A 15,655-nucleotide genomic window follows, 5' to 3' on the forward strand; every position below is an offset into this window, starting at 1 on the left:
CGAGGACCGATCGGCTGTAGGCAAACCTGCAGCCATTTCATCTAAAGGAGGAATAAGATGAAGAAGCTATCCGTAGGATTGACATTTGCGGCCGCGGTCGTGCTGGCGGGACAGGCGCTTGCCTTCGAACCGACACGCCCCGTCGAGTTCGTCGTCGCATCCGGCCCGGGCGGCGGCACCGACAACTTTGCCCGTACCATCCAGTCGATCATCGCCAAGCACAAGCTTATGGAAAAATCGATGGTGGTCCTCAACAAGGGCGGCGGCAGCGGCGCGGAAGCGTTCCTATACGCTCGCAAGAATGAAGGCGATCCGAACAAGCTCTACTTCGGAACCAACAACGCTTATCTCCTGCCGCATGTCGCAAAGCTCGCCTATTCGATGGAGGACCTGCGTCCCGTCGCAGCGCTCGCATTCGACGAATTCCTGATCTGGGTGAAGGGCGATTCCGAATACGCGACGCCGACGGATCTTATCGAAGCCGCGAAAGCTGCGCCGAACAAGCTTTCCTTCGCCGGCAGCCAGTCGAAGGACACGGATGAAACCCTGGTCGCTCTGATCGAGCAGACGACAGGCACCAATTTCAAGTATCTGCCCTTTAATGGCGGTGGCGAAGTCGGCGTTCAGCTGGCCGGCGGCCATGTCGCTGCCAACGTCAACAATCCGAACGAGAATGTCGGCCAGTGGCAGGCGGGCGCGATCAAGCCGCTTTGCGTCTTCTCCGACAAGCCGATGGCCAAGAGCGATCCGGTCCATGACGGCAAGGGCTGGGGCGACATCCCGACCTGCGCCTCGAGCGGCGTCAACATTCCGTCCTACAAGATGCCCCGCACGGTCTGGACCGCGGCAGGAACGCCTGATGATGCGGTCGCCTACTACAGCGACGTTCTGAAAAAGGTCAGCGAGACCCCGGAATGGGCCGACTATATCCGCAAGACCTCGCAGACCGGCGATTTCATGTCTGGCCAGAAGCTGCAGGACTTCATTGTTACCAGCGAGAAGAACGCCGTCGGCGTCTTCGAAGCCGAAGGTTGGCTGGTTAAGTAAAATCCTGACGCCAATACGATTTTAGGTCCGGCATGTTCGTGCCGGATCTTTCGATCGAGGGAAATCAATCATGCGTATCAAGCGACTCCATGTCGAGATCGTCACCGCCATCACGCTTGCCGCCGTCGGCGCGCTGGGTGCAACAGGTGCCCTGGAACTCGGCGTCAGCTGGAGTGAATCCGGCCCCATGCCGGGCTACTTTCCGTTTTACGTCGGCATCATCCTGATCGTTGCGGCTTTTGCCAGCGCGGCCCAGGCCATTTTCAGGTTGAAAATGGGCAGCGAGGAGATGCGCGAGACGTTCCTTGAGCCGGAACAGACGCGAAGGGTTCTTTCCTTCCTTCTGCCGATGATCGTCTTCGTCATCGTGACGGTCTTTCTCGGCACCTATATCGGGACGGCGCTGTATCTCTTCTACGTTGCCTGGCGCAACGGCGGCTACAAGCCGTGGATCGCGATCCTGATCGGTGTTGTCTTCTCCATCGCGCTTTATTTCGTCTTCGAAAAAGCGTTCCAGGTGCCGCTGCATAAGGGCCCGATCGAAGAAATGCTCGGCATTTACTAAGCACCCGGAGCTTGATCATGGAAAATTTTGAACTGCTTATGGGTGGCTTTGCGACGGCACTTACGCCGATGCACATCACCCTGATGATCGTCGGCGTCCTTCTCGGGCTGATCGTCGGCGTCCTCCCCGGCCTCGGGGCTCCGAACGGCGTATCGCTGCTCATTCCGCTGACCTTCACAATGGACCCGGTCTCGGCGATCATCCTTCTGGCGTCGATGTATTGGGGCGCGCTGTTCGGCGGCTCGACGACCTCGATCCTCTTCAACATTCCCGGCGAGCCGAGTTCGGTGGCGACCACTTTCGATGGTTATCCGATGGCGCGATCCGGGCAATCGACCCGCGCGCTTACGCTTGCCTTCATGTCGGCCGGCATCGGCGCCTTCGTCGGTATCGTCGTCATCACGCTTCTGTCCACTTGGGCAGCGCGTTTCGCGCTTCGTTTCGGCGCGGCTGAATATTTTGCCGTCTATTTCCTCGCTTTCTGCGCCTTTGTGGGGATGGGCAGCGCTTCGCCGATCAAGACGGCCGTCTCGCTCAGCCTCGGCCTTCTTCTGTCCACTGTCGGTATGGATACCGTTACCGGATCGCTTCGCCTGACATTCGGCATCGAAGCACTCTTGAGCGGCGTGAGCTTCCTGGTCGTCGTCATCGGTCTGTTCGGGATCGGCGAACTTCTGGCAACCGTTCAGGACGGGCTGAAATTCCGCGGAGTCGCCTCCCGTATCGACCCGCGCGACGTCTTCAAGACCATGCTGGAGCTGCCGAAATACTTCACCACGATCGTGCGCTCGTCTGCCGTCGGGATCTGGATGGGCATCACGCCCGGTGGCCCGACCGCAGCATCGTTCATGAGCTATGGTCTTGCACGTCAGTGGTCGAAGCCAGGCGAAAAGTTTGGCACCGGCCGTCCCGAAGGTATCGTTGCACCGGAAACCGCCGACCACTCGGCCGGTACCTGCGCCATGCTGCCGATGCTTGCCCTTGGCGTTCCAAGCTCTGCAACCGCAGCCGTTATGATGGGCGGCCTGATGATCTGGGGCCTGACGCCGGGACCGATGCTTTTCACCACGCAGCCAGACTTCGTCTGGGGCCTGATCGCCAGCATGTATATCTCCAACTTCGTCGGTGTCATTCTGGTCCTGTTGACCGTTCCATTCTTTGCAGCGCTGCTTCGCATCCCGTTTGCAATCATTGGTCCGATGATCGTGGCGATCTGCTTCGTTGGCGCCTATACGGTGGCGAATTCGACCTCCGACCTCTGGCTCGTACTGATCTTCGGCGTCGTCGGTTTCGTCTTTAACAAGCTGGAATTTCCGCTGGCACCATTGGTTCTCGCCATGGTTCTCGGCAGTAAGGCGGAAAGCTCGTTCCACCAGTCGATGATCGCCTCCGACGGATCGCTCGGGATCTTCTTCTCGAACTATCTGGTCGGCTCGATCATGACAGTGGCACTCGCGCTTCTCATCATTCCGCAGAGCCTGAAGTTCATCAAGTACCTCAGAAGCCACAAGAACGTGGACGCGGCGGCATAAGCCGCGCCCACGCCTTTTTCGTTTCGGTTTAGGAGGGGAACACCATGAACTATCACACCTATTTCGGCACAGAGTCCGTGCCGGTGGAATGCTGCATCGTCGGCACCGGCGGCTTCGGCCGCAGTTTCATCGCGCAAAGCCTGAAGACGCCGCTGATCAGCACCCGCGTTGCCGTCGATCTGAAGGCGCAAACCGCGACAGACGTTCTGCGGGGCCTTGGGATCGATCCGTCCAGGATTGCCCAATGCGCAACCGCGAGCGAGGCGAAGACGGCCTGGGAGAGCGGCCATTATATTGCGGCGGGTGACCTTTCCGTCGTCCTCGACCTTCCGATCTCCGTGGTTGTCGAAGCCACCGGTCATCCGGAAGCCGGGGCGAAACACTGCCGGCTTGCGATCGATGCGGGCAAGCATGTCGCGCTCGTCTCCAAGGAAGTCGATAGCGTCGTCGGTCCCGGCCTTGCGCTGCGCGCCCGCAACAACAATGTCATCGTGACCCCGGTCGATGGCGATCAGCCGAGCCTGTTGATGGGTCTGGTCACCTGGGCGGAAGTGCTCGGACTGGATGTCATCGCCGCCGGCAAGGCCAGCGAATACGATTTCGTCTACGACCCCAAGCAGAAGACGCTGAGCTCCAACGGCAAGACCGCGTCTGCACCTGATTTTGGCGACTGGATCGAACCGGCGACGCTTGACCTGTCGACCATCGCGGCAAGACGATCGGAAATCGCAGCGGAGTTTCCGCAGCGCGCTGTTCCCGATCTTTGCGAAATGACGCTGGTTGCCAATGCCACGGGCTTCCTGGTCGACCGGGCCGACCTGCACGTTCCGATCGCGCGGATCACCGAAGTCGCAGATTTCTTTTCCGAGCGTTCGAGCGGCGGATTTCTCGGCGCGCCAAAGGTGCTCGACGTCTTCCACTGCCTGCGGCTTCCCGGCGAATTGAGCTTTGCCGGCGGCGTCTTCGTGACGGTCCGTTGCGACGACGCGGAGACCTGGCAGATGCTGGCGGAAAAAGGCCATGTCGTGAGCCGCAAGGCCGATGTCGCCATGCTCTACATTCCACGCCATCTTCTGGGCGTCGAGGCTGCAACGAGCATTCTGGAAGTCGGCCTGCGCGGCGTCTCCAGTGGTGCTGCCGAGCCGCGGCCGGTGATCGACCTCGTCGCGCATGCGGATGCAGATATCGAAGCTGGAACAATTCTGACGGCAAGCGGCCACCATCACTCGATCGTCAACGTTTCTGCGCGGATGATCCCGGCCGGCCCGCTCTCGGATGACAGGGCCGTTCCCTTCTACCTGGCAGCCAATCGCACCCTAAAGAGAGCGGTCAGGGCGGGCCAACCGATCCTTTGCGGCGATGTCGAACTCGATGAGACCTCGGCATTGCTCGAACTGCGGCGCGAGCAGGACAAGGCATTCTTCTAAGCCTCCCAAGGCAATGCGCGGCCGGCGCGAACGCTGGCCGCGCGCTCTCAAAGGCCCTGTGGCCGAACTTGCGTCGAGGATAAGCCTTGCTCTCCTATATCCTCGTCTGCGCCATAGGTTTCGTCGCCGGTTGCCTGAGCGGGGTGATCGGCACCGGCGCCAGCCTCATTCTCCTGCCCGTTCTTGTTCCGATGTTTGATCCCGCTCGCGCCATTCCCGTCATGGCGATCGCCGGGCTGATGGCGAATGCCGCGCGTGTGATGGCTTGGCACAGGCATGTCAATTGGCGGGCCGTTCTCGCTTATGCGCTCCCCGGCATGCCGTCAGCGTCCTTGGGCGCTGTCAGCCTGGTCCATCTGCCGGCAGCCGTCAGCGGCACTTTGCTCGGCCTCTTCATCATGCTGCTTGTCCCGTTCCGGCGATACATTCGCCACCGCAACATGACCATCGGGCTGAGTGGAATGGCAATCGCCGGTGCCGTTATCGGGTTTCTGACCGGGGTGTTCCTATCCACCGGTCCACTCAGCATTCCAGCCTTTATGGCCTTCGGGCTGACCAAGGGCGCCTTCCTGTCGACGGAAGCAGCGGCCTCGATTTTCGTACAAGCGGCAAAGCTTCTGACGTTCTATCAGGCAGGTGCGCTGACCCATGATCTCGTGATCAGCGGTCTCGTGATAGGTTCGTCACTGATGGCCGGAACGTTCTTTGCAAAACGCTATGTCGTCAGCATGTCCGAGCGCAAGTTTGGCCTGATGATGGATGCCATTACCCTGGCATCCGGCCTGTGGCTCACATGTGTCGGTCTGTTCGGCTGAAACCGAACAGACCTTCTCAGGGTCAGCCGCGGTCGGCGATAAAGCCGGCAGCAAGCTGCGCCACCATGGACAGCGATACAGCGCCAGCATCCGGATGGCCGATGCTCTTTTCCGCAAGCGGACGAGCACGCCCGAGCCGCGGCGTCAGTGCAGCTGTTGCTTCGGCAGCCGCGCTCGAAGCGTCGGCTGCAGCCTTGAAGGCTTCCGGCAGGGACTTGCCGGCCGCGGTCTTCTCCGTCAACGTCTCGACGAACGGAATAAGCGAATCCACGAGCGTCTTGTCGCCGATACGGGCGCGGCCGAGACTGGTGACGGCATCGAGCGCCCTGCGCGCGCCTTCGGCAATCGCCGCTTCATCAGGCACGTCGTTGTCGCTCAGTGCGCTGCTCCACGACCGCAGCAACAATCCCCAGATCGCGCCTGATGTGCCGCCGGCACGGTCAGCCCAGGCATCGCCGCCCAGCGCAAGCGTCGTCTGCGCGCCGGCGCCAGCCGATACGGCAGCGGCCATCGCCTTAGCAGCGGCATCGGAACCACGCTGCATTCCCTGCCCATGGTCGCCGTCGCCGGCAATCGCATCGATGCGTCCAAGCTCGGATTCCTTGTCCGTGAGCATGGCGGCAATCCTGGCAAACAGATCCGAGATGCAGGCGGCCGACTTTCGCGACGCTTCGGATGCCGCCGGGATGACCGGAGCAGCTTCCTCATCGGTGATGACATCGGTGCGCAATTCAGCGACTTCAGGCCGTCCGCGACGAAATGCCGGCGCATCGCAGGGTGCCGCCCAATAGCGCTCAAGCTCTTCATCGAGCCAAGTCAGCGTCAGCGAGCAACCCTGCATGTCGAGGCTGGTGACGAATTCCCCGGCTTCCGGCAGGACGATCTGAAGGTCGGACCCGGTGAGTTTCTTCTGGACGGCGGTCCACAGCACGAAGAGTTCTTCGTATTTCGTCGAACCGAGACCGTTGAGAATGGCCGCGACGCGCGTGCAGCCCTGCGGCCTTTCGGCCAGCAGTTTGTCCGTGAGCACATCTGCAAGATCCGTCGCGCTCGCGATATCCTGCTCGCTGATGCCAGGTTCGCCATGGATCCCGAGACCGAGTGCCATCCGGCCTTTGGGGACCGTGAACAACGGCTGCTTTGCACCTGGAAGGGTGCAGCCTGCAAAGGCGACACCGAACGACACTGTCCGCTCATTGGCAAGCCGGGCGATACGCTCCACCTCATCCAGCGAAAGCCCCGCTTCCGCCGCCGCTCCCGCGATCTTGAAGACCATGAGGTCGCCGGCGATGCCGCGGCGCTTGGCGTGTTCGTCCGCCGACGCACTCGCAACGTCGTCGGTCACGGCAATGATGCGCACATCGATGCCTTCGGCACGAAGGCGCTCTGCGGCGACCCCGAAGTTCAGCACGTCGCCTGCATAATTGCCGAAGCCGAGAATGATGCCGCCGCCATTGTCGGCATGGCGGCAGACACGTGCAACCGCTGCCGTCGATGGAGACGCAAACACGTCACCTGCAACCGCTGCATCGGCCATACCCTGGCCGACATAGCCCGCGAAAGCCGGATAATGACCCGAGCCACCGCCGACAACCACCGAAACCTTGCCATCAGGCACAGTCGTGGCTCGCACGACACCGTTGGTGATGAGGCGTACGTGGTTGGGATAGATCTGACAAAAGCCGGCAAGCGCAGTCGAGGCGAATTCGTCTGGGGCATCAAAGATCGTCGTCATTTAAGCGGTCCTCAAGTACGCGGCAGAATGCGCCGGAGATAGTCGCGGTTGGTCGCGCTGACGGAAAGGCCGTCGCCACCATAATGCTCGCACAGGAACGGGCTGTTGAAGCCGTGTTCCAACGCAAGCTTGATTGCTGTGCGATAGTTGATCAAGCCGGATTCGAGCGGAACCGGGTGGCTGGCGATGAGGCCCGCCTGCTCGTCTTCGATTCGCATGTAGTTCTTGACGTGCCAGTATTTGGCGAAAGGCGCGACTTTCGTCATCATTTGCAGCCAGTGCTCGACAGGCCGATGGAGACGGATGAGATTGCCGAGATCGGCGTTGATGCCGACATTGTCGAGACCGACTTCCTCAACGAAGCGGACAGAACTGTCCGCTGTTCCAAGATAGGTGTCCTCGTACATTTCCAGGGAGACCTCGATGCCGACCTCTGCGGCGTGCCTGCCGAGTTCGGCTATGCGGGCCACCGCCTTGTTCCACGTTGCGGGGTCATCCGGGTTCTTGGCGCCCTGTTCGGTCCAGAACCACAATGCACTTTTCTGCTTGTCCGTCAGCGGTTCGAAAAAGCCGAAGGAAACGCTCTGCGCACCGATCTCGGCGGCAGTCTCGATGACGCGGTGACTGTAGGCGAGATACTCGTCGCCGTGTTTCTCGTCGATGACGCTGCGCCGCGATGTCGAGATTGCCGGGATGGTCATCCCTGCATCTTTCACGACCTCGCAGAACGCACGACGGCGATCAGCCGAAAGATCGGCGACGCGGAGCCAGCTGTCCGTGGGATCGAGTTCGGTAAAGCCTGCATCTGCGACTTCGGCGACAGTCTTGGCCCATTCCTCGACGGTCTGATCCTGAACCGAACGACCGTCCGGCAACATATTGGGGTATTGAATCATTGCGGCCGCGATCGGCCAGGTCTCACGCGTCCACTTGGGAGCTGAACTTGTCATTGTCGTCCTCCAACCGCGACGCCACCGCGCTCTTGATGGCGCAGGGAAGCCGCACACTCTGACATTTGGCAGCCGGCGTTCAAGCCGACCGACATGCGCCAAGCCCGCGTCCTCTCGGGCTGAGATGACCGGCCATTCACGGCCGGTCATTTATGATCAAGTGATCACGCGGCCTGTGCTGCCAGGCGCTGGCGCTTTGCCATACGAGTCGCAAGCAGGATCGCTTCACGGGTCGCGCCGATATCGGCTATTCCCTTGCCTGCGATGTCATAGGCCGTGCCATGAGCCGGCGTGCAAAGCGGGAATGGCAGGCCACCCATCATCGTCACGCCCTTGTCGAAGCCAATCAGCTTCATGGCGATCTGACCTTGGTCATGATACATGGTGAGGACGGCGTGATAGCCTTCCTTCATGGCGCGAAGAAACACGGTATCGGCCGGGAACGGACCCTCGACGCCGTAACCGCGCGCCTTTGCTTCGGCAACGGCGGGTTCAATAATCTCGATTTCTTCCATTCCGAAGCTGCCGCCATCGCCCGCATGCGGGTTGAGACCGGCGACCGCGACGCGCGGCTCATCGATACCGGCGGCCCTCAGGCAAGAAACAGTCAGTTCGAGTTCCGACAGAAGCCGGTCCACGGACAGGTTGGCAGCCACTTCCTTGAGCGGGATGTGCGAGCTGACACGTGCGTTCCAGATCTTTTCGAGAACGTTGAACTCGCGGATCTTGCCGGTGAACGACAGAACGTCCGAGACGAAACGGATTTCGTCATCGTAGCCCGGATAGGCAAAGCGCATCGCCTTCTTGTTGAACGGCGTGAAGCAGACCGCATCGGCCTTTCCGGCATGGGCGAGCTCAAGGGCGGTGCGGAAGTTGCGCGTGGCGAACGTGCCGCCGGCCAGCGTCGCTTCGCCGCGCTCCACCTCTTCCGGAGCGAGATGGCCCAAATCGATAAATGCGTGCTTCGAGCGATCGAGACCCGAAAGATCATCGAGCGAAGCCGAGATCAGATCTGGCTGAACGCCTGCTTCCTGCGCGCCCTTATCGAGAATGCGCCGATCGCCGATCACAACGATATAGGCCTGCTCTCTGATGTCATCCAAAGCCAGAAGCTGTGCGGTCAGTTCGGGGCTGATACCGGCCGGGTCTCCCATCGCAAGCGCAATGGTTGGACGGCTATCGTGATGCTGGGTGATATCCATGGGTCAATTCTCCTACCTCGGTGAGGACGTTTCTAAGCCATCCGGAATCGCAGGACAAGTCGTTTGCATTTTGTATGCAGCATTTTTACGTTTGGTGCCGTTCGGGTTCTGGTATAATCCTGGCGAGACGCTTTGATCATCACGGCGGTCCAGAAATCGAGCTTTCAAAATGAGTGATACACTGCCCGAATCGCCTGTCTCGCCATCCGGCCCCATCCGGCGGACGGCCTTGCACGACACGCTCGTCACTCGGTTGCGCGACATGATCATCGAGGGAGAGCTTGCCCCCGGTTCGCGGATGCACGAAAGCCAGCTCGGCGAACAGCTGGGCGTTTCGCGCACGCCGCTGCGGGAAGCGATCAAGTACCTTGCCAGCGAAGGGCTCGTCGAACTCATTCCAAGCCGCGGCGCGATCGTCAAAAGGTTCAGCGGCAAGGATGTGCACGACATGCTCATCGTTCTGAAGAACCTGGAGGAGCTTGCCGGAAGCCTTGCCTGCGAGACCGCGACGGATGACGATATCGCCCGGGTCAGGCAACTGCATGACGAGATGCGGGCCTGCTACGACGTGAAGGATCGCCTGCGCTACTACAAGCTCAACCAGGCCATCCATACCGAAATCTGTCGGATCGCGGACAACCAGGCACTTAGCAGCGTTCAAGCGCAACTGCAGTCGCGCTTGAAGAGAATCCGGTTCATCGGCCACGAGGGTCCGGACAAGTGGTCGGCGGCCATGGCCGAGCATGAGGAGATGATCGTCGCGCTCGAAGCGCGGGACGGAGAAACCTTGTCCAAGGTATTGGGGCTTCATTTGCTCAATGCGTGGCAGCGCGTCAAAGACGCGATATAGCGCAAGTCGAAATCTCCAGAGCCAACATGGCTGCCACAAAATCACATCCATAATGTTGATTATAACAATATAGGTGTTATATCCGTTTCATCCCACGCGGACGGTCTCGGATGAAGCGCGAAGAACGACACCAACGGATCATCAATCTGCTGATCGAAAAGCGAACCGTCGATCTCGATGATCTGGCGGAGCTTTTTGCCATCTCCAAGATGACCGTTCACCGTGATCTGGACGAGCTTGAGCAGGCAGGGGTGCTTCGCAAAGTGCGCGGCGGCGCAACGATCGACGCAGGTACCCAGTTCGAGAGCGATTTTCGGATCCGCGAACGTCAGGATCATGCCGCCAAGCACGCCATCAGCAAGGCAGCTGTCGATCTGGTCGAACCCGGCATGACCGTCATGGTCAATGACGGATCGATGGCGGCCGTGCTCGGCGAGGCACTGGCCGACAAACGTCCGCTGACGGTTATCACCAACAACGCGGCCGTCATGGAGCGGCTGAAAACCGAGACCGGCATCACGCTGATCGCCCTCGGCGGCGTCTATTCGCCCAAGTTCAACGCATTCTTCGGCGTGGTCACGGAAGAGGCTTTATCGCGGCTGCGAGCTGACGTTGCGTTCATCTCAACCCCGGCCGTCGCATCGGGGCAGGCCTATCACATGGACGACGCCGTGATCCGGGTTAAACGGGCGATGATGGCATCGTCGGCGCGCGCTTACCTGCTCGTCAACCACGAGCGGATTGGCCAAACGGCGCTACATGTCCTCGCCGGTCTCGATCAATTCGACGCCGTCATCACCAACCATCAGCCTGAGGCCCAACTGCTTCGAGACATCGAAGACACGGGCGTCACACTGACCATCGCATCGTCGGGAGGATCACATCCATGACCACATCGCCAAGCTTCTGGATCGGCACCAGCTGGAAGATGAACAAGACGCTTGCCGAAGCTCTGGAATTCGCGGCTGCCGTGAAGGCAGCTGATGAAGACAGGGATTCGCGCATCCAGCGATTTGTCATTCCGCCATTTACCGCCACGCGCGAGGTCAAGGCTGCCCTTGCCGGAACCTCCGTCAAGGTCGGCGCGCAGAACATGCACTGGGCTGATCAGGGTGCCTGGACCGGCGAGATCTCGCCGCTGATGCTGAAGGACTGCAAGCTCGACATCGTCGAGCTCGGCCATTCCGAGCGGCGCGAGCATTTCGGCGAGACGAATGAAACAGTCGGGCTGAAAACCGAAGCAGCGGTTCGCCACGGGCTCATCCCGCTGATCTGCATCGGAGAGACGCTCGCTGATCGCGATAGCGGCAACGCACAGCAGGTCCTTGCGGATGAGGTTCGCGGTGCCCTTTCCAAACTGTCGGGCGACCAGAAGAATGCCGAGATCCTGCTCGCCTACGAACCGGTCTGGGCGATCGGCGAGAATGGCATTCCCGCCACCGCAGATTACGCATCCGCCCGCCATGCCGAGATCATTGATGTGGCGCAGTCCATCCTTGGACGCCGCATCCCCTGCCTCTATGGCGGGTCGGTCAATCCCGGCAATTGCGAAGAACTGATTTCGAGCCCTCATATCGACGGGCTCTTCATTGGCCGTTCCGCCTGGAATGCCGAGGGCTATCTCGACATCCTGGCAAAATGTGCCGCCAAACTCTGAGGAGACATGACCATGAAGCTTGCAATTGCAGGAGACAGCGCCGGCGAAGGCCTGGCAAAGGTTCTCGCTGATCATCTGAAGGACCGTTTCGACGTGCACGAAGTATCGCGTACCGATGCCGGTCCCGATGCGTTCTACGCGACGCTTTCCGACCGGGTCGCCTCCGGTGTCATCGACGGCACCTATGACAAGGCCATCCTGGTTTGCGGAACCGGCATCGGTGTCTGCATCTCGGCCAACAAGGTCCCCGGCATCCGCGCCGCACTGACACATGATACCTATTCGGCTGAACGCGCCGCCCTCTCCAACAACGCCCAGATCATTACCATGGGCGCCCGCGTGATCGGCACCGAACTGGCCAAGGCGATTGCGGACGCCTTTCTGGCGCAGACTTTTGACGAGAACGGTCGCTCGGCCGGAAATGTCCAGGCGATCAACGAGGTAGACGGGAAGTACAACGCCCGCTGAACCTTTTCCGTGACCGGACAATGTCCGGTCACGCCCTCCTCCCCGACTGACAGATGTCGACACAAGATTCACGTGTCCTTTTCCGCGGCCATACCCCGTCGAAGCTCGCTCAACGGTCAGGCCTACGGGCGACTGGAAACCTAGTCCCCACACCCCTCAAAAATCCTAGTGTCTATCGTCTTTCCGGCGGTAGGAACCTTAATGTTCCAAACTACGTTTCTGCGCCACCTGCGGGTATCAGGGGAGGAGAAACGATGATTGAACATAGCGTTTTCGCACAACGCCACTTTGGCACTCCAGCAAAGCAAATCATGTTTGACACGAGAGCGATGGCCGCAGCGCAGCTTGTCGCTTTAGCCGCGCCATTCGATCCGCAGGCATAGGCCACACCTACCCCACCTGCTTTCCGTTTCCGTCAATCTTTCTACAGTTTCTAAGTGCGCTGCCCAGCGGACGATCTCGACCGGAGTGTCAATGTCAGAAACCACCTCGACCAAGCCAGGCGCAACAGCCGCCACCCTTACCCCGGAACAGGCAGAACAGGCACGACGCGCCTATCTTCTCAAACGTTTCTGGGTCAGCGCTCGCGGCTACTGGGGTCGCGATGGCGACAAGATCGCCTGGGTATGCTCGATAACGCTTCTCGCGCTCATCGGTGTCAACGTCGCTTTCCAGTATGGTATCAACGTCTGGAACCGCGGACTATTCGATGCGATCGAGCAGCGGAATGCCGATCAGGTCTATTCGCTAGGCCTTCTGTTTCCGCCCCTCGTGCTTGGAAGCGTCGCGCTCGTCAGTTCGCAGGTCTATCTGCGCATGCTGATGCAGCGCCGCTGGCGCTCGTGGCTCACGAAATCATTGATCTCGCGGTGGCTTACGAATGGACGCTACTACCAGCTGAACCTGATCGGAGGCGATCACCAGAACCCGGAGGCCCGCATCTCCGAGGATATGCGGATCGCGACGGAATCGCCCGTGGATTTCACGTCAGGGGTGATTTCGGCTTTCGTGTCGGCGTCGACCTTCATCGTCGTCCTGTGGACGATCGGTGGCGCGCTGACCATTCCGATCGCCGGAAATTACGTCACCATACCCGGCTTCCTCGTGATTGCGGCGGTCGTCTATGCCATCATCACATCGAGTTCGATCGCGGTCATCGGCCGGAACTTTGTGAAAGTGTCCGAGAATAAGAACCAAGTGGAGGCCGAATTCCGCTATACTCTGACCCGCGTGCGCGAAAACGGCGAGAGCATCGCGCTGCTGGGCGGCGAAGAGGAAGAGCGCAACGATCTCGATCGGACCTTCGCTAATGTCCGTCAGCAGTGGCGTCTGCTTGCGTGGCAATATATGCGCACGTCCTTGGTCTCGCACGGATCGATGCTCATTGCACCGGTCGTTCCGGTCCTGCTCTGTGCCCCAAAGTTCCTCGATGGCAGCATGTCACTGGGTCAGGTCATGCAGGCGGCATCGGCATTCACAATCGTTCAAGGTGCGTTTGGATGGCTGGTCGACAACTATCCCCGTCTCGCCGACTGGAATGCCTGCGCCCGTCGCGTAGCCTCGCTGATGGTTTCACTTGATGGTCTGGAACAGGCCGAACAGAATGAAACTGTCGGACGGATCAAGCATGGCGAAACTGAGGGCGACACCATGCTCAGCCTGAACGAGGTCTCCGTCTCGCTTGGCGACGGCACTGCCGTTGTCAAGGAAACGCAGGTGGAGATCGGGCCCGGCGAACGCGTCCTCGTGGCGGGTGAATCCGGTTCGGGCAAGAGTACGCTGGTGCGAGCCATTGCGGGGCTGTGGCCATGGGGAGAAGGAAGTGTCAACTTCCGCAAGGGCCAGGAACTGTTCATGCTACCCCAGAAACCATACATCCCCTCGGGCACCCTGCGTCGCGCCGTCGCCTACCCGAAACCGGCAGACACGTGGTCGGCAGAAGAAATCCATGTTGCCCTCGACAAAGTCGGGCTCGGGCACCTGCGCGACAGGATCGAGGACGAAGCGCCATGGGACCACACGCTGTCAGGAGGAGAGAAGCAGAGGTTGGCGTTTGCCCGGCTTCTCCTCAACGACCCTGACATCATTGTCCTTGATGAAGCCACCTCCGCTCTCGACGAAAAGACGCAGGACAAAATCATGGAGATGATGATCGACGAGCTGCCCAATGCCACAATCCTGAGCGTGGCACACCGCGTAGAGCTCGAACAGTTTCACAGCCGGAAGATCACGCTCGAGCGCCGGGAGGGCGGGGCAAGGCTGGTTAGCGACGTCGATCTCGCGCCTTACACACGCGGCCGAAACGTCTTGTCGCGACTTCTCGTTCGCCCCATCATCAAGCCGTAGAGGATGTGAATGAGAGTTCGGCTCAGATTCAGGCAACGCCCTGTGTAAAAGTCGGAACTGATGCCTCGCCAAAATGTTCAATTGTACGGTAACGTACAGAGAATGTGATGCCGAGGTCCAAAATGAGCCAAGCCGGAGTTATTCTCGTCGTTGAAGATGAGCCCGTCCTCCGATTCATATTGGTGGAGGAGTTGCAGGATGCCGGGTACGAGGTGTTTGCCGCGGTCGATGCAGCCCAAGCCATCGACATCCTGGAGAGCAACTTCGATATCCAACTTCTGCTGACGGATATCGACCTTTTTGCCGAGGGTGAAGGTGTGGAACTCGCTCGGATGGTGCGCGATAGATGGCCACCGATCCGGATCATCCTCACGTCGGGAAACTGGACGCTTCAACAATCCGAGCTTACGTTCGCAGAACGTTTTATCCCGAAACCCCATGGGCCGGGCGTACTTCTCCAGACGATCAGAGAGTGTATGCTTTGACATGCTCTCATGGAACCATTTCGCACAAACGACGTTTTGCAGAGCGACCAAGGGATGACTCCGCGTCTGCGTTACGACGCGAGATCGCTTGAGGCGACGAATTCGACTGAGACCTTTGCATAAATGACAATGACCGGGGCCCCGTCCGACGCACGGGATGGAGATACGAAACCCATGCACCGCAAATTGCTTGAATCGTTTTACGGCTACGGTGCCGCAACAACAGTCGTCGCTGTTGGTCTTTTGGCGGTGTGGTTAATTCGGTGACCTCTTGCGCCGTACCGAGGGCTCGCTGACTCATACCGGTCCGGCAAGACGCCGCCTTTGGTTTTTCTGGACACAGCAGTTGCGCAAGAAGACCGGCTTCTCGGGAATATTCTGCGGATACAACGCTTCGCCTTAGAGGTTGAACACAGACTGTGGCCACTATCCTCCACGGGTCAAACACCGTCTCCCCACCCCTCACGTTTTCTGTTAGACCCGATCTCCAGACTGAAGCCATTAAACTGAAATGAGCGTAGCCTTCATGTGCCGAACAGCCAGTGAGCCTCTGACGTGATGCAGATCCTTTCAGAG

The 15,655-nt window shown here is 59.8% G+C and carries 14 protein-coding genes; 11 read left to right on the forward strand and 3 right to left on the reverse strand.

Annotation, left to right across the window (positions count from 1 at the left end):
• The first annotated feature begins 57 nt into the window (after positions 1-57).
• From ACQY1P_RS03620 to ACQY1P_RS03640, 5 genes are all read left to right on the forward strand, one after another.
• Complete coding sequence (locus ACQY1P_RS03620) at positions 58-1,047, forward strand: Bug family tripartite tricarboxylate transporter substrate binding protein (RefSeq protein WP_062576592.1); 990 nt, start codon at positions 58-60, stop codon at positions 1,045-1,047.
• Between the two features lie 70 nt (positions 1,048-1,117).
• Positions 1,118-1,612 (forward strand): tripartite tricarboxylate transporter TctB family protein, encoded by a 495-nt coding sequence (locus ACQY1P_RS03625; RefSeq protein WP_062458685.1) that lies wholly within the window; start codon positions 1,118-1,120, stop codon positions 1,610-1,612.
• 17 nt (positions 1,613-1,629) lie between these two features.
• Positions 1,630-3,144, forward strand: a complete 1,515-nt coding sequence (locus tag ACQY1P_RS03630; protein ID WP_092664340.1) for a tripartite tricarboxylate transporter permease — start codon at positions 1,630-1,632, stop codon at positions 3,142-3,144.
• A gap of 44 nt (positions 3,145-3,188) precedes the next feature.
• Positions 3,189-4,571 carry an NAD(P)H-dependent oxidoreductase gene (locus ACQY1P_RS03635; RefSeq protein ID WP_430252935.1) on the forward strand — a complete coding sequence of 461 codons (1,383 nt, stop codon included), beginning with the start codon at positions 3,189-3,191 and terminating at the stop codon, positions 4,569-4,571.
• 86 nt (positions 4,572-4,657) lie between these two features.
• A complete protein-coding gene (locus ACQY1P_RS03640; RefSeq protein ID WP_430252937.1) occupies positions 4,658-5,386 on the forward strand; it encodes a sulfite exporter TauE/SafE family protein in 729 nt (242 codons plus the stop codon).
• 22 nt (positions 5,387-5,408) lie between these two features.
• Here ACQY1P_RS03640 and ACQY1P_RS03645 read toward each other — a convergent pair whose 3' ends face one another.
• The 3 genes from ACQY1P_RS03645 to ACQY1P_RS03655 all read right to left on the reverse strand — a co-directional run bounded on the left by ACQY1P_RS03645 (position 5,409) and on the right by ACQY1P_RS03655 (position 9,273).
• On the reverse strand, positions 5,409-7,121 hold the full coding sequence (locus ACQY1P_RS03645; RefSeq protein WP_430252939.1) for a dihydroxyacetone kinase family protein: 1,713 nt from the start codon (positions 7,119-7,121) through the stop codon (positions 5,409-5,411).
• 11 nt (positions 7,122-7,132) lie between these two features.
• Positions 7,133-8,071, reverse strand: a complete 939-nt coding sequence (locus ACQY1P_RS03650) for a sugar phosphate isomerase/epimerase family protein (RefSeq protein WP_430252941.1) — start codon at positions 8,069-8,071, stop codon at positions 7,133-7,135.
• Between the two features lie 164 nt (positions 8,072-8,235).
• Positions 8,236-9,273, reverse strand: coding sequence for a 4-hydroxythreonine-4-phosphate dehydrogenase PdxA (locus ACQY1P_RS03655; protein ID WP_430252943.1), 1,038 nt, complete (start codon positions 9,271-9,273; stop codon positions 8,236-8,238).
• Between the two features lie 169 nt (positions 9,274-9,442).
• On the opposite strand from ACQY1P_RS03655, the gene ACQY1P_RS03660 reads away from it, so the two are divergent.
• The 6 genes from ACQY1P_RS03660 to ACQY1P_RS03685 all read left to right on the forward strand — a co-directional run bounded on the left by ACQY1P_RS03660 (position 9,443) and on the right by ACQY1P_RS03685 (position 15,079).
• Complete coding sequence (locus tag ACQY1P_RS03660; RefSeq protein WP_092664351.1) at positions 9,443-10,123, forward strand: GntR family transcriptional regulator; 681 nt, start codon at positions 9,443-9,445, stop codon at positions 10,121-10,123.
• A 110-nt stretch (positions 10,124-10,233) separates the two neighbouring features.
• Positions 10,234-11,013 carry a DeoR/GlpR family DNA-binding transcription regulator gene (locus ACQY1P_RS03665; protein ID WP_062458661.1) on the forward strand — a complete coding sequence of 260 codons (780 nt, stop codon included), beginning with the start codon at positions 10,234-10,236 and terminating at the stop codon, positions 11,011-11,013.
• A complete protein-coding gene (locus tag ACQY1P_RS03670) occupies positions 11,010-11,780 on the forward strand; it encodes a triose-phosphate isomerase (protein WP_062458658.1) in 771 nt (256 codons plus the stop codon). The genes ACQY1P_RS03665 and ACQY1P_RS03670 overlap by 4 nt, the downstream gene beginning before the upstream one ends.
• Positions 11,781-11,792: 12 nt before the next feature.
• Positions 11,793-12,248: an RpiB/LacA/LacB family sugar-phosphate isomerase gene (locus ACQY1P_RS03675; RefSeq protein ID WP_062460374.1), complete on the forward strand. Its 456-nt coding sequence runs from the start codon at positions 11,793-11,795 to the stop codon at positions 12,246-12,248.
• Between the two features lie 474 nt (positions 12,249-12,722).
• Complete coding sequence (locus ACQY1P_RS03680) at positions 12,723-14,594, forward strand: ABC transporter ATP-binding protein/permease (protein ID WP_062458656.1); 1,872 nt, start codon at positions 12,723-12,725, stop codon at positions 14,592-14,594.
• Between the two features lie 122 nt (positions 14,595-14,716).
• A complete protein-coding gene (locus ACQY1P_RS03685) occupies positions 14,717-15,079 on the forward strand; it encodes a response regulator (RefSeq protein ID WP_162237932.1) in 363 nt (120 codons plus the stop codon).
• Positions 15,080-15,655: the final 576 nt, after the last annotated feature.

It is taken from the genome of Neorhizobium sp. DAR64872/K0K18, assembly GCF_050500175.1.
In the GTDB taxonomy this organism is placed as follows: Bacteria; Pseudomonadota; Alphaproteobacteria; order Rhizobiales; family Rhizobiaceae; genus Neorhizobium; species Neorhizobium soli.